This window comes from Saccharopolyspora phatthalungensis, from assembly GCF_014203395.1.
GTDB classification, from domain to species: Bacteria; Actinomycetota; Actinomycetes; order Mycobacteriales; family Pseudonocardiaceae; genus Saccharopolyspora; species Saccharopolyspora phatthalungensis.
Genome location: NZ_JACHIW010000001.1, coordinates 415,573 through 435,768, shown reverse-complemented (window position 1 = coordinate 435,768; position 20,196 = coordinate 415,573). Strand labels below are relative to the sequence as shown.

The following is a 20,196-nucleotide window of genomic DNA, read 5'->3' as shown; positions in this document are numbered from 1 at the left end:
CTGCGATGTTCACCCAGGTCGAACGAGCTACGCGAGACGGACGTCCCGCCCTGGTCGCCTTGGACGGGCCGGGTGGTATCGGCGTTACCGCTGCTGCGCTGCAATTCTATGCGAAGTACAAGTCGTGGTTCCCGGATGGCGCTTTGCAGGTCAAACTGAGCGACCCTGACCGCAACGAGATGGTGCCTGCCGGTGAGGCGCTCAACGGAACGTTGCAGAACCTGGGGCAGGCACCTGGCGAGCTTCCGGCGACCATGGCCGACCGATCGAGCCTGCTTCGTCGCCTGCTTTCGGACAAACGGGTCTTTCTGCTGCTCAACGATGCCGTGACCGTTTCTCAGATCGAGACTTTCCTGATCAACTCGCCGGGATCGCTGGTAGTGGCGACGAGCAGGGCCGAACTGCGGGGCTTGCGCCGGCTGGGTTTCAAACGGGTCCGGGTCGGCCCCCTCAACGCTGCACACAGTGCGGCGTTGCTGGACGCATCGGCCGAACGTGCGTGGGACTGCGATGACCAGACCAAAGCGCATCTCATCGCGGTCTGCGGCGGATATCCCTTGGCGCTGAACGTGGTCGCGTCGCTGGCCGAGGAGCCTTCACCAGGCCGGATCATCAAACGCAGACTTGAGCGGGGCGGGCTCGAACTGTTCCAGGAGGACGAAGGGAACCCGGTGCGACGGCCGCTCGACTTGGTCTACGACAACCTCCCCGCCGACGCGGCTGAAGCACACCGGATGCTGGCGCTGCACCCTGGAACGCAGTTCGCTCTGGAGGCGGCAGCGGTCCTTTTCAATACCAGCCTGGATGACGCCGAGGAACGCCTGCGGGTCTTGACACGTAAGCGTCTCGTTCACGTCGTGGACGAAGACCGCTACGAGGTGCATGCCCCGATCCGGGTGCACGCGCGTGAGGTTCTCGCCGCTGACCCCGAGCTGAGTGGCCGGACCATCGAGGTCGTTCGTCGGGTCGCGACGTGGTATCTGAAACAGACCGTGGCGTGGGACCAGGTGCTTTCCGACCGGTGGCGAGTCAGCCCGCTCTACCAAGAACGTGCTGGTCTTCCGGAAGACGTCGACGTCGAGACCCGCAGGGAGCAGCGAGCCCGTGCCCTGGGTGCTCTGGAGCAGGAACGGGAAAACCTGCTGGCGTGTGTCCGTGCTTCGGAGACTGCCGGGCTCGACGAACTGACCTGGCAGTTCTGTGAAGCATTGTGGGGCTTGTACCACCTGCACGGCCATTTCGACGACTGGATTGACACGCACCAGCGTGGTCTGGCCGCGGCTGAACGACTCGGCAACCGGCTCGCCGTGATGCACGTGAGCGCCCAACTCGGTTCGGCATACTTCGCGATCAAAGAGTACTCACAGGCCAAGGAGTGCTTCCTGAAATCGCTGCATGTGGCCATCGACGAGGGGCATGACTTCGGTCAGCAGAGTGCGTGGGAATGGCTCGGCAAGATTTACCGCGAGCTGAATGAGATCGAGGAGGCCCTCCAGGCTTTCGTGAAGTCCGAGGAGATTGTGCGACGACTGGACTCGCAAGACCAGGCACGTGCGTTGGCGCTGATCCGGCTGCAGCGCGGGCGTACGTATCTCAAGGCCGACCGTTATGCCGAGGCTGCGGAAGAATTCTATGGTGCGCTCGAGTACTTCGCGGGAACCTCGGAAATCGACAACGAGGCTAAAGCTCGGTTCGAACTGGCTCAGGCCTACGCTGGACTGGATGCCTTGGAGAAGGCCACGGAGACCGGACAGCAGGCTCTGGCACTGTTCAGCAGGGACGGTTCATCACGCCGGAAGGGCGAAGTCTGCCGGCTGCTCGCCTCGATCGGGCAACGGCAGGGCGATCACACCACCATGATCGATTACCTTGGCCAGGCTGCGCAACACTACGCCCTCTGTGATCCAGGTGAGGCCGAGGCGATCCGTCAGCACCTGGTCGAGCTTGACGAAGATGCTTCTGGCGGGTCGCACGGTTCCTGACGCGCCCTGTACTCGCCGGACGCGGTGCGCGCGACCAGGTCCGTCGGCGGCTGGTGGTGCTTGCCGCCAGAGATCAGCCAGAGGTAGTACACCGAAGCCCAGATCATTGGATCCGGCGCAGCTGCGTATTCGGTGCCGGCGGGCGTGATCCGGACCGGATCGATCCCACGGCCGGCGAGGAGGCATTCGCCGCTCGTAGTTGCCATGGCCGCCAGGGTTGTTCCGGGAGATTCACGTAGCGTTTCGCTCCACCACAGGCGCACTGAGGTCGTCAGCTCTTCTTCGTGGCAGAACAGGATGTCGGCGTTGGTGCGCAGGCTGCGGATCGGGTGCTGGAAGCCGACGACCAGGTGGGCGCCATCGGGCGGGGCCTGGCCGTCAGTCCGTCCAATGAGGACGTCCGCAGGTAACCGTCGTACCCGGGCGGTGTTGTCGTCCTCGACGCACCCGTCGACGAATGCCGCTGTCGCACGAGAACGCCCGAGTCGGGAGCAGACGCTCATGATCGGTAGTGGCGGCACCGGCACCTCGGAGGACGGTTCCTCCAGTTTCATGAGCTCGTAGAAGACGGTACGCAACCGCTGGCCTGATTCCCCTGGTTGAGAGGTGATCAGGTTGGCAACGGGCGCGTACCTGCCGCTCCGGTACTCGGAGACGACCTGTTCCAATTGCGGCCGAATCGCGGATCCGGTGTCGAGTCCGGGGGCGCACTGACCGAGTAGATCGACCGGTGAGCCGGCGGCGACCGCCTCCTCCGCGAACGCCGCCAGCGCGAGGGGAACATCCAGAGCCGTCGCGTAACACGTCACGGCACCGTAGTCGCCGATAACCACGTCGGCTGCCACCAGCGCCGCCTGCCAGCCTTCTTCCGGGCGGATGAGGCGAAGTCCGGCGCGTTCGCACTCGGCGAGCCAGGACCGTACCTGCGCCTGTCCGTGGGCGAACCAGATGTGGGGATGCAGAACGCCGACCACAAGGTACGAATCAAGCGGAAGTTCGGCCTGCAACTGCCTGAACAAGGTGGGCCATGTGTTGATCAGAGAACCGGCCCGCCACGTCGACGAGACGACTACGACCGTGGTGTCCTCGTCCGCGCCGAGTGCATACCGATATTGGTGGCGCAGCGGGATACTGGCCTGGATACGGTCCAGGCAGGGATCCCCGGCAAGAACGGCCGCCTCAACAGCTTCCGGGACTTCCTTTGCCAGTCGTTCGAGCTGCTCCTCATGGGAGAGGATGAGCCGGTCCGGAACAAGCCGTCCGGCATGCAGCAAGGACTGTGCTGACAGGCCATATACCGGCTCCCGGCTCCCGGCTCCCGGCTCCCGGCTCCCGGCTCCCGGCTCCCGGCTCCCGGCTATTGTCTTAGTATATCCGATTCCATGAGAGATAATCACTAACGGTGCATTGATCTCATGAAGATTTCCTGTGTGATTGGCTGATATCGCCAGATCGAACTTTGAGAGCAGTGCATGCTCCCACGCGATCACAGGAACGTCGGCCTCAGCGAGAAATTCGGCAACACCGGTGGATACGGCCGATGAGCCAGGGCAGGTAAAGACAAGCTGGATCCGATGATCCGAATCGAACACCGGTAGTACGTCGCGCAGACGGTTCGCCGAGGCGACCGTGTGTACGATGATCAGGACCCTCCGCGAGGTGGGCATGGTCGACCACTGCGACGCGCGCGGGCTGATCAGTGGTTTCGGCCATGCATGTGATGACAACGGACGTTCTCCCGGACTGCTTCACGGCTGGGACTCTCAGTCTAGTCGTGCGAATCGACGGAACGGCCGAGCCCGCTTCGCAGCCACGCGCCGACACCCTCCGCTAAGATCATGGCATGGGTTCATCGGCGCCGTGGTGGAGCGCGGCTATCACCTCGTTGATCAGTGTGTTAGGGGTCCTGGTAACCCAGTGGATGGCGAACCGCCGGGAGCGTCGACGCAACCACTTCGAACGTCATCAGCAAACCGAGGAACGCAGGTCCACGATTTATGCCGATTACATCCGGGCCGCGAACCGGTTGCGGCGAATTCGTGACTGGTCAGAATCCGGAGATAGAGTCTCGATTGTTGATGAATTTCACGCAAGTGTGGGTTCTGTTGAACTTGTCGCAGACGAACCCGTTCGCGAATGTGCGGAACTGTCCGGCCGTGCGGCTGAAAGGCTTGCCCGGGTAGCGCCGGGAAATCCTCGGGAAAGCGCTGTCGTGGACGAAGCAATGAAGGACCTCGAACACGCGGTAGAAGCGACCAAGAAGGCTATGCGTGCTGAACTCGGAACAACGGTTTCACAGCATCGGTGAACTCCCGCGATCCCATGATATCGCTCAGTCAGCACCGAGCACGCCGCTGGCGGTCGCGCCAGCAGCGCTGACGGTGCTCATTGGCACCACGCTAACGGACCGTTCTCCATGCACGTGGAGGTGATCCGGTCGCTTAAGGCATCGGTTCCGGCATCTCGTGCCGCTCTTCAAGTACGTGAAGGTGACTCGTGGGCTCAACTCACGTGCTGTTGAGGTAGCTGGTTCCGTTGTCGGTGACTTTGTAGGTCCCATGCTGTTGCGTTGTCGATGTAGTGGTAGCTGGCTGGACCGAGTCTTCGGGCGGCGATGCGGCTGATTGCTGTTTTGGGTAGTCCTGGTGGGGCAGCGTTGCGGACTGCTGTGAGGGCTTCGTGGAGCCAGTCAGGAAGTTCGTGAGCGGTTCGGGCGTGTCTAAGCGCGTGACTCCAGATGGCGAGCTCACTCCGGATGTCACCGTGACGACACCTGCCCCGTACGCGCGGGACCTAGTTGTCGTCGAGGCGAAGGACCGGCACCGAATGGCGGTCGGACGCAGGACAGGCGGTGTTCGCGGTTCGGATCAGAATAGCGCTCTGTACTACGCCGAGCGCTACGCGGCGGGACTGCGCCCAGCGGTAACGTGGGTCGTAAACCACTGCGACTACCGATACGACACCGATTCGCTCACCGAGCACGGCACCGTGTGGGCGCGCATTCGCCTCGCCGCGAAGTTAGGTCAACCGCCCTGCTCCTCCTATTGGGGCGGGCTCGCTGTCAGCTCGCAAATGGCGATGAAATGGCGATGCGATCTTGAACGGGTCCGCCATTGCTGTTTTCAAGGGTGTCCCGCAGGCGCGGAAACCACATCATGAGTTGGGCGCGCTCGGCGGCGGTCAGCGCCGCTACGGAGGCCGCCCACAGGGCTTCCAAGAACGTCGCGAATCCCGACGACACCGTGGACTCGGCGTAGTCCTCGTGCAGCTCGGAGACCCACTTCTCGCTCTCCAGGTCCGCATGGGCCACGAGCGGACCTCGTTGAGGGTGCCTAGTAATGGATACAAAGACCGCTCAGGGCCGGTCGGTGACGTTCAGCGAGGCGAGCGTGTTCTCGCGGTCGCGGATGTACGCGAGATCGGCAACCACAGCCGGGCGGAACCAGTTCAGTAAAGCAGCCAGTGCATCCCGTTCGGAAGGACTGACCGGGATCTGCCGAGTAACCAGGCTCGCCGACAACAAGTCGACCAGGATCGATTACTCACCGACACGACTCAGGGTGCGGTACTTCTCCAGCCGGTCTGGTGGGAGGCGATCGGCCAGACCCCGTCGCCGCCGGCTTGAAGGATCTGGTCAAAGCGGTCTTGCGCTCCTTGATCCAGTTCCTCGTACGACTTGACGCACTCGGTGAGCCGCCCGGAGATCTCAAGGGCGTCCTTGGCCAGGTTTTCGACACCCCTGCGTCTTTCAGTGCCCCGAGGTCGACGCGAAATCCGTCCGGCACAGTGTATTTCCTTCCCTGGAGTTCTGCCTCGACGAGGCCGGTCCAGGCTAATGATCAGCGGGCTGACCGATGCCGCTTTGGCTGTGTATCGCCTAAATGGTCAAGACACCACGGCACTCCACCCAGCACTGCGAACCTGGGTTCCGAGCAGAGTCGGGAACGGTAAGCCGTCGATCTTGCGTAGACTCGGTACAGCAGGTCGAGTGACATGAAGGACTCGTTCTCGCGATCGAGCAGCAGCCGACGGCCGCGGCAGCGGACAAGACCACGTGCTGGTGTGGCCGGAGCCCGAGTGCGACGTCGAGCTGGTTGCCGTTCATGCCCCTAGCAATCGCAATAATCGTGAATCAGCGACAGCGGAGTCAGCAGCTGCAACAGGTCGCTACCCGTATCGCGGAGTTGGACCGGAGCTGCCTGTGGTGCAGTGTTGTCAGCACCGGCGCCCCACCACCTTGCCGCCCGGCCCCATCCCAAGACCAATCAATATGATTCGTTGATCTGTTTCTTGATCCAGTCCGCTATGACGTCCACTCTGGACGTCCTCTCCTGTTGGGCGTGCGGGCATTCCGGACCGCCGCTCTCGACCGACACCAGCGCGTTCGCGCCGCGGTGGTTCTCGAAGTAGGGCGCCCCGGAGTCGGTCGGGCAGGCGCTGGTGTCCGCGCTCGGCCAACTGCCGGTGACCGTCGTGATTTTGTCCTGCACCTCTTGGATCCGGACCTTGCCGACCTGCAGGTGGGTGGCGGGCTCGGTCGCGTCGGCGGACTCCTGGCCCCAGCCCGCCAGCACCAGGGTTTCCCCGGGCCGCGGCGCGGCCGAGCGCAGCGCCAGCGGGCGCACGTCCTTGATCGGCTTCTTCAGCTTGACGACCGCGACGTCGCTCACCGGCGACTGCCGGACCTCCACGACGTCCACCTCATGGCCCTTGTCCGCCTCGGCGTCGTCCGTGCGTCCGACGATCGCGGTCGTCGCATACGGCGTCGGCCCGCTCACCGGCTTGCGGTCGACATCGTGGAAGCAGTGCCCGGCCGTGATCACCCACTGCGGATCGATCAGCGCGCCGGAGCAAGCGCTGTCGTAGGTGCTGCCGTCCGGTTTCGGGATGTCGCTCATCAAGAACTTGACGGCGAACGGAAACGCGCCGTCCTCGGCGTCCCGTGCATTGGCCACCGCGCCCGCAGGGACCGACATCGCCACGCCCGCACCAACCGCTGCGGCAGCGGCGACCATCCCGGCGATCACCTTGGGGCGCAGAATTCGTAACACTTCGATCCTCCGGATCTTCTTCGTCTTGATCCGGAAAGAGTCAACATCATCCGCAAGCCGAGCTACAACCTTAGTGCAGACACCGTTCCCTTTCGGGCAGGGGGATATCGGTCAGCTCGATTTCTGCCACCTCTCGTATGCCTCCGCCGCCAGCTCTCGCGGAATGTCAAAAGCACCTTTTCGTCCAGGTTGTGAGGCGCGATGCCGCCGAGCGAAAGAACCTGCGGGTTGACCTTTTTCCGGCGGGATCTGCCCTTTGGCTCTCACGGCCGCAAGCGTGGGAAGATCGGAATCGTCCGAGTGGAGATCGCCTTCGAACGGGCGTTACATGCTGATGTCCGATGTGGACACTCTCAATTGCCTTCGGTGCGCGGCGATTTCCTCTCGGCCCGCTCGGCGCTGACCCGGTCGGAGACCAGGAAGGCGCTCGCCCACGCCGCCCGCGGATCGCTGTCCACCAGCAGCGCCTTGGCCAGCAGCGTCAATGGGACGGCGAGCACCGCTCCGAGCGGCCCGATCGCCCAGGTCCAGAACACCAGCGACAGCAGCGTCACGGTCACCGACAGGCCCACGGCGTCGCCGACGACGCGCGGTTGGATCAGGCTTTGCACCACGAAGTTGAGCACGATGTAGACGACGGTCACGACGATGGCGAGCTGCCAGCCGCCCTCCAGCAGGGCGAGCAGGACCGGGGGCAGCAGGCCGATGATGAACCCGATGTTGGGGATGTAGTTGGTGACGAAAGCCAGCAGGCCCCACAGAACCGGCAGCGGCACCCCGAGCAGGGCCAGCGCGATGGTGTCGAGCACCGCGACGATCAGGCCGAAGACCGTCGACACCACCAGGTAGCTGCGGGTGCCGTGGGTGAAGCCGCCCAGCGCCCCGGCCATCCTCGGGTGGTAGGTGGACACGATCTCCATCCGGCGGCCGACCCCGCCGGTCTCGATGCCCAGGAACAGCAGCAGCGCGAGGAGGAACACCAGGTTGGTGCTTACGCTTGCGATGCCGGACAGCAACGTGCCGATGAAGCCGGCGAGTTGACCGTAGTTGACCGTGCTCCCGGCGGCCTTGATCTGTTCCGGCCCGATGCCGAACTTCGCCAGCGCCTTGCTCAGCTCGGCTCCGAGGGCGTCGGCGCGCTGCGCGTACTCGGGCAGGATCGTTGCCAGGCGCGCGACCGAGACGACCACCACCAGGGCGAACGCGATCAGCACCGCGTAGACCACCAAGATCAGGGTCAGGGTGGCCAGCCAGCGCGGACACCCCTTGCGGATCAACCACACCGGCACCGGGTTGGTGGCGATGACGATGACCAGCGCGAGGAACGTCGGCGCGATCAACCAGGAGGCCGTCCGTACCCCGGCGACGACAACGACGGCCGACGCCATCCCCAGGAGCACGACCAAGCCTCGTGGCAGTCGGTCGGCCCGTTCCCCAGCGGGAGTGGCCGGGTCACGGCGGTGATTCGCCACCCGGCAAATCTACGAGTCCCGAATCCTTTCCGCGCGTCGATCAGGCGCTGCCGCGAACGTCAAGCCTCTTCGAGTGCCTCGCCAAACTCCCGCAGCAACAGGCGGTGCCGGTTGTGGGCGAGCACGTGACCCGTGCCCACGGTGACCGCCACCGGCCAGGACAGCAGCCCAGTACCAGCCAGGACGACCACGCCGGCGAGGTAGGCGAGCACATCCGCCGGAGGTAGCGGGATGGTTGCCACGCCCGGTAGCTCCACCTTGATGCCGTGTCGACTGCTGGTGATGCTGAATCCGTTGCCGGGGCCGCTTGCCGCGGTGTCTCCGGTTTTGCCGTTCGTTTCCGACGCCCGGGTCAACGCCGTCGAGTGGGCGGCGTTCGTGGTGGACATGGCTGATCCCCGATCCTCGATCGTGGCAGCCCCGTGGTTGCCGTGCGGGGCTCGGACGCCCCGACCTTCCGCCGAGCCTTGCCCGCTTCATAGAGGCCAAGGTCCGTCGCGCACGGGTCGGCGACCATCCGAGTGGCCCGTGAGCCGGACATCAGTCGGATCGCAGGTGCTTAGGTACGTTAAGTTCATGGCTTCTTACAAGACGGTGAATCCGGCGACCGGCGAGCTGCTGAAGGAGTTCCCGACGGCAACCTCGGCGGAGGTCGAATCGGCCCTGGCGGCCTCGTACGAGGCCTACCGGTCGTGGCGGCTCAGCCCGGTCGGGACCCGTTCGGCGGTGCTGAGCCGCGTCGCGGAGATCTACCAGGAGCGAAAGGACGAGCTCGCCAAGATCATCGGAACCGAGATGGGCAAGCCGTTCCGGCAGGCGCAGGGCGAGATCGACATCGTGTCGAGCATCTACCGCTACTACGCCACCGAGGGCCCGGGCTTCCTGGCCGACGAGGAGCTTTCGGTCAGCGGCGGCACTGCTGTCGTGCGGTCGGCACCGGTCGGGTCGCTGCTCGGCATCATGCCGTGGAACTTCCCTTACTACCAGGTGGCGCGGTTCGCCGCGCCCAACCTGATGCTCGGCAACACCATCATCCTCAAGCATGCGCCCAACTGTCCGCAGGCCGCGCTGGCGATGGAACAGGTCTTCGCGGATGCCAGCTTGCCCGAAGGCGCCTACATCAACATCTTCGCCACCAACGACCAGGTCGCCGACATCATCGCGGATCCGCGCAATCAGGGTGTTTCGCTGACCGGGAGCGAGCGCGCCGGCTCGGCCGTGGCGGAGATCGCCGGCCGCCACCTGAAGAAATGCGTGCTTGAGCTCGGTGGCTCGGATGCGTTCATCCTGCTCGACACCGACGATCTGGCGAAGACGGCGAAGCTGGCCGCCGCGGGCCGGATGGGCAACGCCGGGCAGGCGTGCAACTCGCCGAAGCGGTTCATCGTGCGGGAAGACCTCTACGAGGGTTTCGTCGCCTCGCTGACCGAGCAGGTCGCGAAGGTGACCCCGGGCGACCCGCTGGATCCGTCGACCAGGTTCGGCCCGCTGTCGTCGCGGGAAGCGGCCGACCGCCTGATGGAGCAGATCCAGGATGCGATCGACAAGGGCGCTACGGTGCACGTCGGAGGAAAGGCCGTCGACGGGCCCGGTGCCTACGTGGAGCCGACCGTGATCACCGGCGTGACGCCGGAGATGCGCGCCTACTCCGAGGAACTCTTCGGCCCGGCCGCCGTCGTGTACAAGGTGTCCGACGAGGACGAGGCGGTGGAGCTGGCGAACAGCTCCCCGTACGGCCTCGGCGGCGCCGTCTGGAGCCAGGACGTCGACAAGGCGCGTGCGGTCGCCGACCGGCTCGACACCGGCATGGTGTGGATCAACGGGCTCGCGGGCTCGCAGGCGGATCTGCCGTTCGGCGGGGTCAAGCGGTCGGGCATCGGCCGTGAACTCGGCAAGTACGGCATGGCGGAGTTCGTGAACAAGAAACTCATCCGCCAGGAGAAGTAAATCCGACGGGCGGCCGCGTGCCTCGCACGAGGTGCTGCGGCGGTCGGCGCTGGGTATGGTCGAACAGCGGTCGGCGAATTTTTGTTGCGGCGCACCGGAATGGGAGTCGGTTGTCATGATCGGCAAACTCGAAGCGGGCGAGCTCATCGCGGCCGAGCGGGCTCGGCGCGAGGTCTCCTGGCGGGAGATTTCGGAAGCGATCGACAAGCCGCTGTTGTGGACCATCGCCGCGCTGCTCGGCCAGCACCCGGTCGGGCGCGAGGACGCAGAGAAGGTCGCCGACCTGCTCGATCTCGACCAGGCGACCGTCGATGCGTTGCGGCGGCAGCCGTATCGCGGCACTACCGAGGTAGTACCGACGGATCCGACCGTTTACCGGTTCTACGAGGTTCTGCAGGTCTACGGCGGGGCAATCAAGGAGGCTATCCACGAGGAGTTCGGCGACGGGATCATGAGCGCGATCAACTTCAAGATCGACGTCGAGCGCCGGCTGGATCCGGAGGGCGACCGCGTGGTGGTCACCCTGGACGGGAAATTCCTGGACTACAGGTGGTAGCCCCCTTGATGCGCCGCGATTTCCATGGAAATCGCGGCGTGGTCCGGCGCCGCCGGATCAGTTCTGCGAGATCAGGGACCGGAGGAAGAAAACGAGGTTGGCCGGGCGCTCGGCGAGGCGGCGCATGAAGTAGCCGTACCACTCGTCGCCGTAGGCCACGTACACCCGCAGCTTGTTGCCCGCCGCGGCGATCCGCTTCTGTTCCTCGGCCCGAATGCCGTAGAGCATCTGGAACTCGTAGCTGTCCGCGCTGCGCCCGGCCCGCGTGGCCAGATCCGCGGCGATCGCCACCATCCGCGGGTCGTGGCTGGCCACCATCGGGTAGCCGGCGCCCTCCATCAGGATCTTCAGGCAGCGCACATAGGAGCGGTCCACCTCGGCCTTGTCCTGGTAGGCCACCGATGCGGGCTCGGAGTAGGCGCCCTTGCACAGCCGCACCCGGGAGCCCTCGGTCGCCAGGTCGCGGCAGTCCTGCTCGGTCCGGTGCAGGTAAGCCTGCAGCACCGCGCCGACCCACGGGAAGTCCACCCGCAGGTCGCGGAGGATGCCCAGCGTCGAGTCGGTGGTGGTGTGGTCCTCCATGTCGAGGGTGACCGTGGTCCCGGCGGCGGCCGCGGCCTCACAGATCAGCCGCGCATTGTCGAGGGCGATCTTCTCCCCGTCGGTGGCCAGGAACTGCCCGACCGCGGAAAGCTTCACCGAGACCTCGGCCCGGTCGGCCAGACCCTCGGTGGACAGCACCTGCAGCATCTCCTGGTAGGCGCGGACGGTGTCGGCGGCCTGCTGCGCATCGAGCGTGTCTTCGCCGAGGTGATCGAGCGTGACGTACATGTTGCGGTCACGCAGGGTCCGGGTGGCCCGGACCGCGTCCTCGGGTGTGGTGCCGGCGACGAACCGCGCGACGACCGGCTTGGTCAGCGGGTTGGCCTCCACGAGTCGGCGCACGCCCTGGGAACGGGCGGCGGCCAGCAAGGTGCTGCGCAGCATCGTGGGTCTCCTTCGTGCAGCTGTGTTCGGGGGGTGGGGATCTCCTGCCTTCCGCGTTGCCTGCAAGTCGAGAATGCGTGCCGCGGTTCGCCGGACGACACCGGCAAAGGGTTCGGAGCGGGAACTTCGGGGTGGAGGGGCACCCTGGAGCGACTCGGTCCAGGGTGCCCTCGCTCCTAGCCCATGTGGGGATAGGCGATCTGGGTGGGGGCGTCCCAGGTTTCCTTGATGGCCCGGGGGCTGGTCCAGCGCTGGATGTTGAGCAACGAGCCGGCCTTGTCGTTGGTGCCGGAGGCCCGGCTACCGCCGAAGGGCTGGCGGGAGACGATCGAGCCGGTCGGCTTGTCGTTGACGTAGAAGTTGCCGGCGGCGCCGCGCAGCTTGTGGTGTGCCAGCTCGATGGCGCTGCGGTCGGTGGCGAACACCGCGCCGGTCAGCGCATACGGGCTGGAGGAGTCGACGATGTCGAGGATCTCGGAGTACTTCGCGTCGTCGTAGACGTGCACGGCGATGATCGGCCCGAAGTACTCGGTGGTGAACACCTCGTCGCTCGGATCGTCGCAGACCAGCACGGTGGGCTCGACGAAGTAGCCGACCGAGTCGTCGTAACCGCCGCCGGCGAGCACCTCGATGGACGATTCCCGCGCGGCCCGGTCCAGCGCCGCCTTGTGCTTGGCGAAGGCGCGGGCATCGATCACGGCGCCGCCGAAGTGGGCGAAGTCGGTGACGTCGCCGTAGCGGATGCTGCGGGTCAGGTCGGCCAGCTCGTCGCGCAGTCCGGCGTCCCAGATCGAGCGCGGCACGTAGGCGCGGGAGGCCGCCGAGCATTTCTGGCCCTGGTATTCGAAGGCGCCGCGAGCGAAGGCAGCGGCCAGCGGGGCCGGGTTGGCCGAGGGGTGCACGACGATGAAGTCCTTGCCGCCGGTCTCCCCGACGATGCGGGGGTAGCAGCGGTAGTTGTCCAGGTTCTCGCCGATGGTGCGCCACAGCTTCTTGAAGGTGGCGGTGGAGCCGGTGAAGTGCAGGCCGGCGAAGCCGGGGTCGGTCAGCGCGACCTCGCTGACGGCTTGGCCGTGCCCGGTGACCAGGTTGATCACGCCCGGCGGGAGTCCGGCGGCCTCGAACAGCCGCATGGTGAAGTGCGCGGCGAGTTGCTGCGAGGGCGTGGGCTTCCACACCACGGTGTTGCCCATCAGCGCCGGGGCGGTGGGCAGGTTGCCCGCGATGGCGGTGAAGTTGAAGGGGGTGATGGCGGTGACGAAGCCGTCCAGCGGGCGGTAGTCCAGCCGGTTCCACTCGCCGGGTACCGAGCGCGGCTGTTCGGCCATGATCTGGCGTGCGTAGTGCACGTTGAACCGCAGGAAGTCGATGAACTCGCAGGCGGCGTCGATCTCGGCCTGCTGCACCGACTTGGACTGGCCCAGGATGGTGGCGGCGTTGATGGTGTCGCGCCACGGTCCGGCCAGCAGGTCGGCGGTGCGCAGCAGCACCGCGGCACGTTCGTCGAAGGGGGTGGCGGCCCAAGCGGGCGCGGCGTCCTTGGCGGCCTGCACGGCCTCGGCCACGTCCTGCGAGGTGGCCTGCGCGGAGGTGCCGAGCACGTGCTGGTGGTCGTGGGGCTGCACGACGTCGAAGCGCTCACCGCCGGCCATCCGCTGCGTGCCGCCGATGGTCTGGGTGAGCTCGACGCGGTCGGACTCCAGCTCCGCGATGCGCTTTTGCAGCGACTCCCGTTCCGGCGATCCGGGCGCATAGCCCTTGACCGGCTCGTTGTAGGGCACCGGGACCGAAGTGATGGCGTCCATGGCCAATTTCGCCTCCTTGCGGGGAAGTCGCGCTGTCGTGCGGGCAAATGGTGCTGTCACTTGGGAGGTTAAGGTTTCGTTAGCGCCCCGGGATTGTCCGATCGGCTATTGTTGGCAATATCAGATTGTTCGGTTGAACAAGTGAGGTCCTGGGTGTCTGAGGTCGGAGTCGACGCGGTGAGCGTTGGCGTGGTGGGGGTGCCGCTGCGCCAGCTCCTCATCGCGGTGGGCGAGCCCCTGGTGGACGTGCTCGCGGCACCGGGCGGCTTCGACATCGAGGTGCGTGACGTCGTCATTGTCGACCCGGAGGAGGAGTCCGGCAGCGGTCGCAACGGCGATTTCGTGCTGGTCATCGGCGCGCGTGGCCGGGCTGCCGCGCGGTTGGTGCGCGCCGCGGCGCGCGATGGCGCCGCCGCCGTGGCAGTCAAGGTCGACTCCGAAACCGACGCGCGTGCCCTGCGCGATACCGCGATCGACTGCCGGATCGCGCTGCTCGGCGTGCGGCCCGAGGTCCGCTGGGAGCGGCTGGAATCCTTCGCGCGGTCGGCCGTGGACAACGCCCGGCTGACCACCGACGCGGACCTGGGCGAGGCGCTCGGCGACCTGTTCTCGCTGGCCCAGACGGTGGCGGCGATGACCGATGGCATCGTGGCCATCGAGGACACCGCGAGCCGGGTGCTGGCCTACTCGCGTTCCGACGATGAGGTCGATGAGCTGCGCCGGCTGTCGATCCTGGGGCGGCAGGGGCCGGAGCCGTACCTGGCGATGCTCCGGGAGTGGGGGGTCTACCAGCGGCTGCGGGCGGGCGAGGAGGTCGTGCGCATCGACGAGCGGCCCGACCTGGGCATCCGGAGCCGGATGGCGGTCGGCATCCACGCGGGCACCCAGCCCTTGGGCACGATCTGGGTGCAGGAGGGCAAGCGGCCGTTGGCGGAGCGTTCCGAGCGGGCGCTGCTGGGCGCGGCGCGCGTCGCGGCGCTCCAGCTGATCCGGCAGCGCACCGAGGCCACGGCCGGGCCGCGGTTCCGGGAGAACTTGCTGACCGGCCTGCTCGACGGCCTGATCGACGCCCAGTCGGTGGCCGACAACATCGGCGCGGATCCGGCGAAGCCCGCGGTGGTCGTGGTGTTCACGCTGCGCCCGTCGGACGCCAGCTCGGACCGCTCCGAACTGGAGTTGCAACGGGCCGAGATGACGAGCCTGATCTCGGTACATTCCTCGGCGTACCGGCGCAGTGCACTGGTCACCACGATCGGTTCGCGGGTGTACGTGCTGCTGCCGGACCTGCCGGAGCGTTCGGCGGTGGCGGCGGCCCTGAGCCTGACCCGCGAGATCGTGACGGCGGCCAAGCAGCACCTGCGGGCGAAGGTGCAGGTGGGCGTGGGCTCGGCGGTGCGGACGCTGGATGAGGTGGCGGAGTCGCGTACCGAGGCGGACCGGATCCTCGACGCGATGACCCACGACCTGCACGCGGAGATCGCCACCATCTCGGATGTCCGGGCGCAGGTGGTGATCAGCGAGATCCTGACGGTCCTGCAGGGCAACGAACGGTTCCGCGACTCCCGTCTGACGGCGCTGTACGGCCACGACGCGGAGCACGGCACGGACCTGGCCCGCTCGTTGCTGGCGTACCTGGAGGCGTTCGGTGATGTCCGAGCGGCCAGCGACGGCCTGCACGTCCACCCCAACACCCTCCGCTACCGCATTCGCCGAGCGGGCGAGATCACCGGCATCGACTTCTCCAATGCCACGGAACGGTTGAGCGCCCACCTGCAACTTCTGCTGTCCCGCCGGGCGGCGCGGCGCTGAAGTCACGGCCGGTCAGAGCTTGCGGAGGCGGACCCTGTTGATGGAGTGGTCGATGTCCTTGCGCAGCACCAGCGTCGCTCGCGGGCGGGTGGGCAGGATGTTGTCCAGCAGGTTCGGTTCGTTGATCGTGCGCCACAGGTGATCGGCTTCGGCGCGGGCTTCCTCGTCGGAAAGCTGGGCGAAGTGGTGAAAGTGGGAGTTCGGGTTCGCGAACGCCGTGTGGCGCAGCGCCAGGAAGCGATCGGTGTACCAGCGGGCGATGTGCTCGGTGTGCGCGTCGACGTAGATGGAGAAGTCGAACAGGTCCGACACGGCCAGGCTGGGACCGGGCTGCAGCACGTTCAGGCCCTCGATGATCAGGATGTCCGGCTTGCGGACCACGTGCTGCTCACCGGCCAGGATGTCGTAGGCGACGTGGGAGTAGACCGGCGCGCTCACCTCCGGCGCACCGGATTTGACCTCGGTGACGAAGCGCAGCAGCGCCCGCCGGTCGTAGCTTTCGGGGAAGCCCTTGCGGTGCATTAGGCCGCGGCGCATCAGCTCGGCCTTCGGGTAAAGGAAGCCGTCGGTGGTGACCAGGTCGACCCGCGGGTGGTCGGGCCAGCGGGCCAGCAGGGCGCGCAGGATCCGCGCGGTGGTCGACTTGCCGACCGCGACGCTGCCCGCGATGCCGATCACGAACGGCACCTTCGTGCCGCGCGTCTCTTCGCCGAGAAACGTCGTGGTGGTTTCGTGCAGCCGCTGGCGGGCGGCGACCTGGAGGCTGATCAGCCGCGACAGCGGCAGGTAGACGTCGGCGACCTCGGCGAGGTCGACGGGATCGCCGAGGCCGCGCAGGGCGACGAGCTCGTCCTCGGTCAGCGGAAGAGGTAGGGAATCCCGCAGTTCCCGCCACTGCGCGCGGTGCAACTCGACATACGGGCTCAGTTCGCGTACGCGCGTCACAAGCACCCCTCGGCGTTGAGGCCCGACAGGAAATATTCAGACAACCGCGAACCCTAGGCCGCGGAAGGCGCGCGACGCTGTGACCCACTGCACGCTGAGACGGACGGAACACCCTTGATCGATCGCGAGTGGCGATTTCAACGGCGAACAACCCGCCGATTTCCTTGAAATCACCGCCGGAACGACGAAACGCCGGACGGCGCTGGAGAGCGTCGTCCGGCGTTCCGGGGTTCAGCGGGTCAGTTCTGCAGCTCGCCGGAGGCGGGCTCGTTGAGCTTGGAATTGCGGTACCCGTAGGCGAAGTAGATCACCAGGCCGACGACGAACCAGCCGGCGAACCGCAGCCAGGTCAACGGCTCCAGGAAGGTGACCAGCCAGATCGAGAACACGATGCCGATGATCGGCACGATCGGCATGCCGGGGCACTTGAACCCGCGCGGCAGGTCCGGCCGCTTGTAGCGCAGCACGATCACCGCGGCGCACACGATCACGAACGCCAGCAGGATGCCGATGTTGGTCAGCTCCGCGGCCTCGCCGATCGGGAGCAGGCCGGCGATCAGCGCCGAGGCGATGCCGATGAGCCAGGTGAACCGGCTCGGCACCTTGCGCACCGGGTGGGTCTTGCCGAACCACTTCGGCAGCAGGCCGTCCCGGCTCATCGCGAAGCCCACCCGGGTCACGCCGAGCATGAAGGTGAACAGCACGGTGAGGATGCCCAGGATCGCGCCGACCGCGATGATCGCGCCCAGCACCGGCAGGCCGACGTCGGCGAAGGCGGTGGAGAAGGCGCTCTCGGCGCTGATCTGCTGGTACGGGATCATGCCGGTGAGCACCAGGCATGCCAGCACGTAGAGCACCATCGAGATGGCGAGCGAGTAAATGATCGCCTTCGGCATGTGCCGCTGGGCGTCCTTGGACTCCTCGGCGGCCGTGCTCATCGCGTCGTAGCCGAATACCGCGAAGAACACCGTCGCCGCCCCGGCGAACGCCCCGCTCATGCCGAAGGGGAAGAACGGGTTGTAGTTGCCGGCGTTGATGTGGAACGCGCCGACGACGATCACGACCAGGACCACGGCGACCTTCAGGTACACCAGCAGCGTCTCGAAGCGCGCCGCACTCTTCATGCCCTGGTTGAGGATGAAAGCGATCAGCAGGCACAGCAGTGCGGCAAAGAGGTTGATCTTGTAGCTGCCGGGTGGGGCGGCTCCGGCCTCGGTGCCGGGTGCGCCCATCATCCACGTCGGCAGGTCGATGCCGAGGAAGCCGAGCAGGTCGTTGAAGTACCCGGAGATGCCGATGGCGACCACCGCGACGATCGCGGTGTACTCCAGCAGCAGGTCCCAGCCGATCAGCCAGCCGACGACCTCGCCGAGCACCGCGTAGCCGTAGGTGTAGGCCGAACCGGCCTTGGGAATCATGCCCGCGAACTCCGCGTAGGAGAACGCGGCGGCCGCACTGGCGATGCCCGCGATCAGGAACGAGATAAGCACCGCGGGCCCGGCCTTCTCGTTGGCCACGGCACCGGCCAGGGAGAAGATTCCGGCACCGATGATGCCGCCGACGCCGATCGCGGTGAGCTGCCACAGGCCCAGCGAGCGCTGCAGGCCGGTGTCACCGCCGTCCTCGATGATCGAATCGATCGGCTTGCGGCGGAATATCCCCCGCCCGGATTGGAGACTTGGTGTGGTCACGGCTTCTCCCGATGCATTTGTTCTGCGCGAAAGGGTACGTACATGGCGTGATCCGGCCGGGGGACGTCCCGCGCAACGTCTTCCGTGTCCTGCATCACCGATGGGTTTGCACGTTGCGGCGAAACCTACGTGGCTGAGATACGCGATCAGGTTGTGAGCTTGGACGATAGTTTCGGGTTGAGCTTAGCCGATCGGACAAAATTTGCGGTGAGCTCTTGAATCCCGCTTCACAGCGCAACGCCTTCGGTAGCGATCCGTGACCATGCGGCGTGGCAATCGTTAGTTTTCGCGGCGGTGTCCACCCGAAGCGAGCCCCGGCGTGATGCGAAGGCCATGATTGGAGTCAATGTGATCGAAATCCCGCTGTGCTTGCATGCGGCAAGCAAGCATGTCTGGTAAGTGATCACCCGCCGTCGATCACCTGGCGTTTTGCGGTCTCCGGTGGACGAGGACAACGGGGTTGATCAAGAATTTTGTACCTTTTGTCCGTCTTGCGGTGCTGTTAGCTCCAGGTAAAGCGGGATGCCTGCGGGCTGGACCGGCAATAGAGTCGAGGCATGGGCGATCGGGGAACAGTCGCGGCAGGAAGCCATTCCGACGAAGTAACCGCTCTGGTGGCGCAGTACGGGCGACTGCCCGCCGGCGCGCCGGTGCGCCTGGCCAAGCCGACCTCGAACCTCTTCCGCTTCCGCGCGCCGTCGGACAGTCCGGGACTGGACGTCGGGCGGTTCAACCGGGTGCTGGAGGTGGATTCCGCCGGCCACACCGCGCAGGTGCAGGGCATGGCGACCTACGAGAGCATCGTCGACGCCCTGCTTCCGTCCGGGCACCTCCCGATGGTGGTGCCGCAGCTCAAGACCATCACGCTAGGCGGCGCGGTCGCCGGGCTGGGCATCGAGTCCACCTCGTTTCGCAGCGGTCTCCCGCATGAATCGGTGCGGGAGATGGAGATCCTCACCGGCGCCGGCGAGGTGGTCCGGGCCCGGCCGGACAACGAGCACGCCGAGTTGTTTCGGGGCTTTCCCAATTCCTACGGCACCTTGGGCTACGCGCTGCGGCTGGAGATCGAGCTGGAGCAGGTCAAGCCGTACGTCCGGCTGCGGCACGTGCGGTTCGGCTCGGCGCGGGAGTGCGCCACCGCGATCGCGGAGATCTGCCGTGACCGGAGCTTCGACGGGCACCCCGTCGACTTCCTCGACGGCACCGTGTTCAGTCCCCGCGAGCAATACCTGACGCTGGGGTCCTATGTGGACCACGCGCCGTTCGCCAGCGACTACACCGGGCAACAGATCTACTATCGGTCCATCCGGCAGCGGCAGGCCGACTACCTGAACATCCACGACTACCTGTGGCGCTGGGACACCGACTGGTTCTGGTGTTCCCGCGCGCTCGGCGCGCAGCACCCGCTCGTCCGCCGGTTCTGGCCGCAGCGCTACCGCCGGTCCGACGTCTACCGCAAGATCGTGGCCTGGGACCGCCGCCACGCGGTGACCGACCGGCTCGCGGTGCTGCGCGGCAAGGGCCGCAACGAGCCGGTCATCCAGGACGTGGAGATCCCGGTCGACCGGCTGCCGGAATTCCTGGAGTTCTTCCACCGCGACATCGGCATCAGCCCGATCTGGCTGTGCCCGGTGCAGTTGCGCGACCCCACGGGCTGGCCGCTGTACCCGATGGACCCGGACACCTTGTACGTCAACGTCGGCTTCTGGGCCACGGTGCCGCTGAAACCCGGCGAGGCGCCCGGGCGGCACAACCGGGCCATCGAGCGCGCGGTGACCGAACTGGATGGGCACAAGTCGCTGTACTCCGACTCCTACTTCGACGAGGCCGAGTTCTGGCAGCTCTACAACCGGCCCGCCTACCAGCGGCTGAAGGAGCGGTACGACCCGAAGGACCGGCTTCCCGGGTTGTACGAGAAATGCGTGGGGGAGAAGTGAGCAGCAGGAAGGAG

At 66.2% G+C, this 20,196-nt stretch carries 16 protein-coding genes; 6 read left to right on the top strand and 10 right to left on the bottom strand.

Going from position 1 to position 20,196, the window contains the following annotated elements:
• The first annotated feature begins 59 nt into the window (after positions 1 to 59).
• Complete coding sequence (locus BJ970_RS01835; RefSeq protein ID WP_184722803.1) at positions 60 to 1,982, top strand: tetratricopeptide repeat protein; 1,923 nt, start codon at positions 60 to 62, stop codon at positions 1,980 to 1,982.
• On the opposite strand, the gene BJ970_RS01830 is transcribed toward BJ970_RS01835, so the two are convergent.
• Complete coding sequence (locus tag BJ970_RS01830) at positions 1,928 to 3,649, bottom strand: hypothetical protein (RefSeq protein ID WP_184722801.1); 1,722 nt, start codon at positions 3,647 to 3,649, stop codon at positions 1,928 to 1,930. The genes BJ970_RS01835 and BJ970_RS01830 overlap by 55 nt on opposite strands.
• A gap of 176 nt (positions 3,650 to 3,825) precedes the next feature.
• Here BJ970_RS01830 and BJ970_RS01825 point away from each other — a divergent pair, with 176 nt between their 5' ends.
• Positions 3,826 to 4,290, top strand: a complete 465-nt coding sequence (locus tag BJ970_RS01825) for a hypothetical protein (protein ID WP_184722798.1) — start codon at positions 3,826 to 3,828, stop codon at positions 4,288 to 4,290.
• A 753-nt stretch (positions 4,291 to 5,043) separates the two neighbouring features.
• Here BJ970_RS01825 and BJ970_RS01820 read toward each other — a convergent pair.
• The 5 genes from BJ970_RS01820 to BJ970_RS01800 form a co-directional block, all read right to left on the bottom strand.
• Positions 5,044 to 5,292 carry a hypothetical protein gene (locus BJ970_RS01820; RefSeq protein ID WP_184722795.1) on the bottom strand — a complete coding sequence of 83 codons (249 nt, stop codon included), beginning with the start codon at positions 5,290 to 5,292 and terminating at the stop codon, positions 5,044 to 5,046.
• A 45-nt stretch (positions 5,293 to 5,337) separates the two neighbouring features.
• A complete protein-coding gene (locus BJ970_RS01815; protein WP_184722791.1) occupies positions 5,338 to 5,505 on the bottom strand; it encodes a hypothetical protein in 168 nt (55 codons plus the stop codon).
• A gap of 742 nt (positions 5,506 to 6,247) precedes the next feature.
• Positions 6,248 to 7,033 carry a S1 family peptidase gene (locus tag BJ970_RS01810; protein ID WP_312864062.1) on the bottom strand — a complete coding sequence of 262 codons (786 nt, stop codon included), beginning with the start codon at positions 7,031 to 7,033 and terminating at the stop codon, positions 6,248 to 6,250.
• 353 nt (positions 7,034 to 7,386) lie between these two features.
• The gene (locus tag BJ970_RS01805; RefSeq protein ID WP_312864061.1) at positions 7,387 to 8,505 is read right to left on the bottom strand and encodes an AI-2E family transporter; all 1,119 of its coding nucleotides are present in this window, start codon (positions 8,503 to 8,505) and stop codon (positions 7,387 to 7,389) included.
• Between the two features lie 59 nt (positions 8,506 to 8,564).
• A complete protein-coding gene (locus BJ970_RS01800; RefSeq protein WP_221467010.1) occupies positions 8,565 to 8,894 on the bottom strand; it encodes a hypothetical protein in 330 nt (109 codons plus the stop codon).
• A 187-nt stretch (positions 8,895 to 9,081) separates the two neighbouring features.
• On the opposite strand from BJ970_RS01800, the gene BJ970_RS01795 reads away from it, so the two are divergent.
• Both BJ970_RS01795 and cynS read left to right on the top strand, forming a co-directional pair.
• Positions 9,082 to 10,452: an NAD-dependent succinate-semialdehyde dehydrogenase gene (locus BJ970_RS01795; protein ID WP_184722789.1), complete on the top strand. Its 1,371-nt coding sequence runs from the start codon at positions 9,082 to 9,084 to the stop codon at positions 10,450 to 10,452.
• 115 nt (positions 10,453 to 10,567) lie between these two features.
• The gene (gene cynS / locus BJ970_RS01790; RefSeq protein ID WP_184722787.1) at positions 10,568 to 11,008 is read left to right on the top strand and encodes a cyanase; all 441 of its coding nucleotides are present in this window, start codon (positions 10,568 to 10,570) and stop codon (positions 11,006 to 11,008) included.
• Positions 11,009 to 11,065: 57 nt separating this feature from the next.
• Here the strand turns inward: cynS and BJ970_RS01785 are convergent, their stop codons facing one another.
• Both BJ970_RS01785 and pruA read right to left on the bottom strand, forming a co-directional pair.
• The gene (locus BJ970_RS01785) at positions 11,066 to 11,995 is read right to left on the bottom strand and encodes a proline dehydrogenase family protein (protein WP_184722785.1); all 930 of its coding nucleotides are present in this window, start codon (positions 11,993 to 11,995) and stop codon (positions 11,066 to 11,068) included.
• A gap of 176 nt (positions 11,996 to 12,171) precedes the next feature.
• Positions 12,172 to 13,800 (bottom strand): L-glutamate gamma-semialdehyde dehydrogenase, encoded by a 1,629-nt coding sequence (gene pruA, locus BJ970_RS01780; protein ID WP_184722783.1) that lies wholly within the window; start codon positions 13,798 to 13,800, stop codon positions 12,172 to 12,174.
• A 153-nt stretch (positions 13,801 to 13,953) separates the two neighbouring features.
• Here pruA and BJ970_RS01775 point away from each other — a divergent pair, with 153 nt between their 5' ends.
• Positions 13,954 to 15,609 carry a PucR family transcriptional regulator gene (locus BJ970_RS01775; RefSeq protein WP_184722781.1) on the top strand — a complete coding sequence of 552 codons (1,656 nt, stop codon included), beginning with the start codon at positions 13,954 to 13,956 and terminating at the stop codon, positions 15,607 to 15,609.
• Between the two features lie 12 nt (positions 15,610 to 15,621).
• Here BJ970_RS01775 and coaA read toward each other — a convergent pair whose 3' ends face one another.
• Positions 15,622 to 16,554, bottom strand: coding sequence for a type I pantothenate kinase (gene coaA, locus BJ970_RS01770; RefSeq protein ID WP_184722780.1), 933 nt, complete (start codon positions 16,552 to 16,554; stop codon positions 15,622 to 15,624).
• A gap of 239 nt (positions 16,555 to 16,793) precedes the next feature.
• Positions 16,794 to 18,245: an amino acid permease gene (locus BJ970_RS01765; protein WP_184722778.1), complete on the bottom strand. Its 1,452-nt coding sequence runs from the start codon at positions 18,243 to 18,245 to the stop codon at positions 16,794 to 16,796.
• Positions 18,246 to 18,802: 557 nt separating this feature from the next.
• On the opposite strand from BJ970_RS01765, the gene BJ970_RS01760 reads away from it, so the two are divergent.
• Entirely contained in the window at positions 18,803 to 20,182 is a 1,380-nt protein-coding gene (locus tag BJ970_RS01760; protein ID WP_184722775.1) for an FAD-binding oxidoreductase, read from the top strand.
• The last annotated feature ends 14 nt before the right edge of the window (positions 20,183 to 20,196 follow it).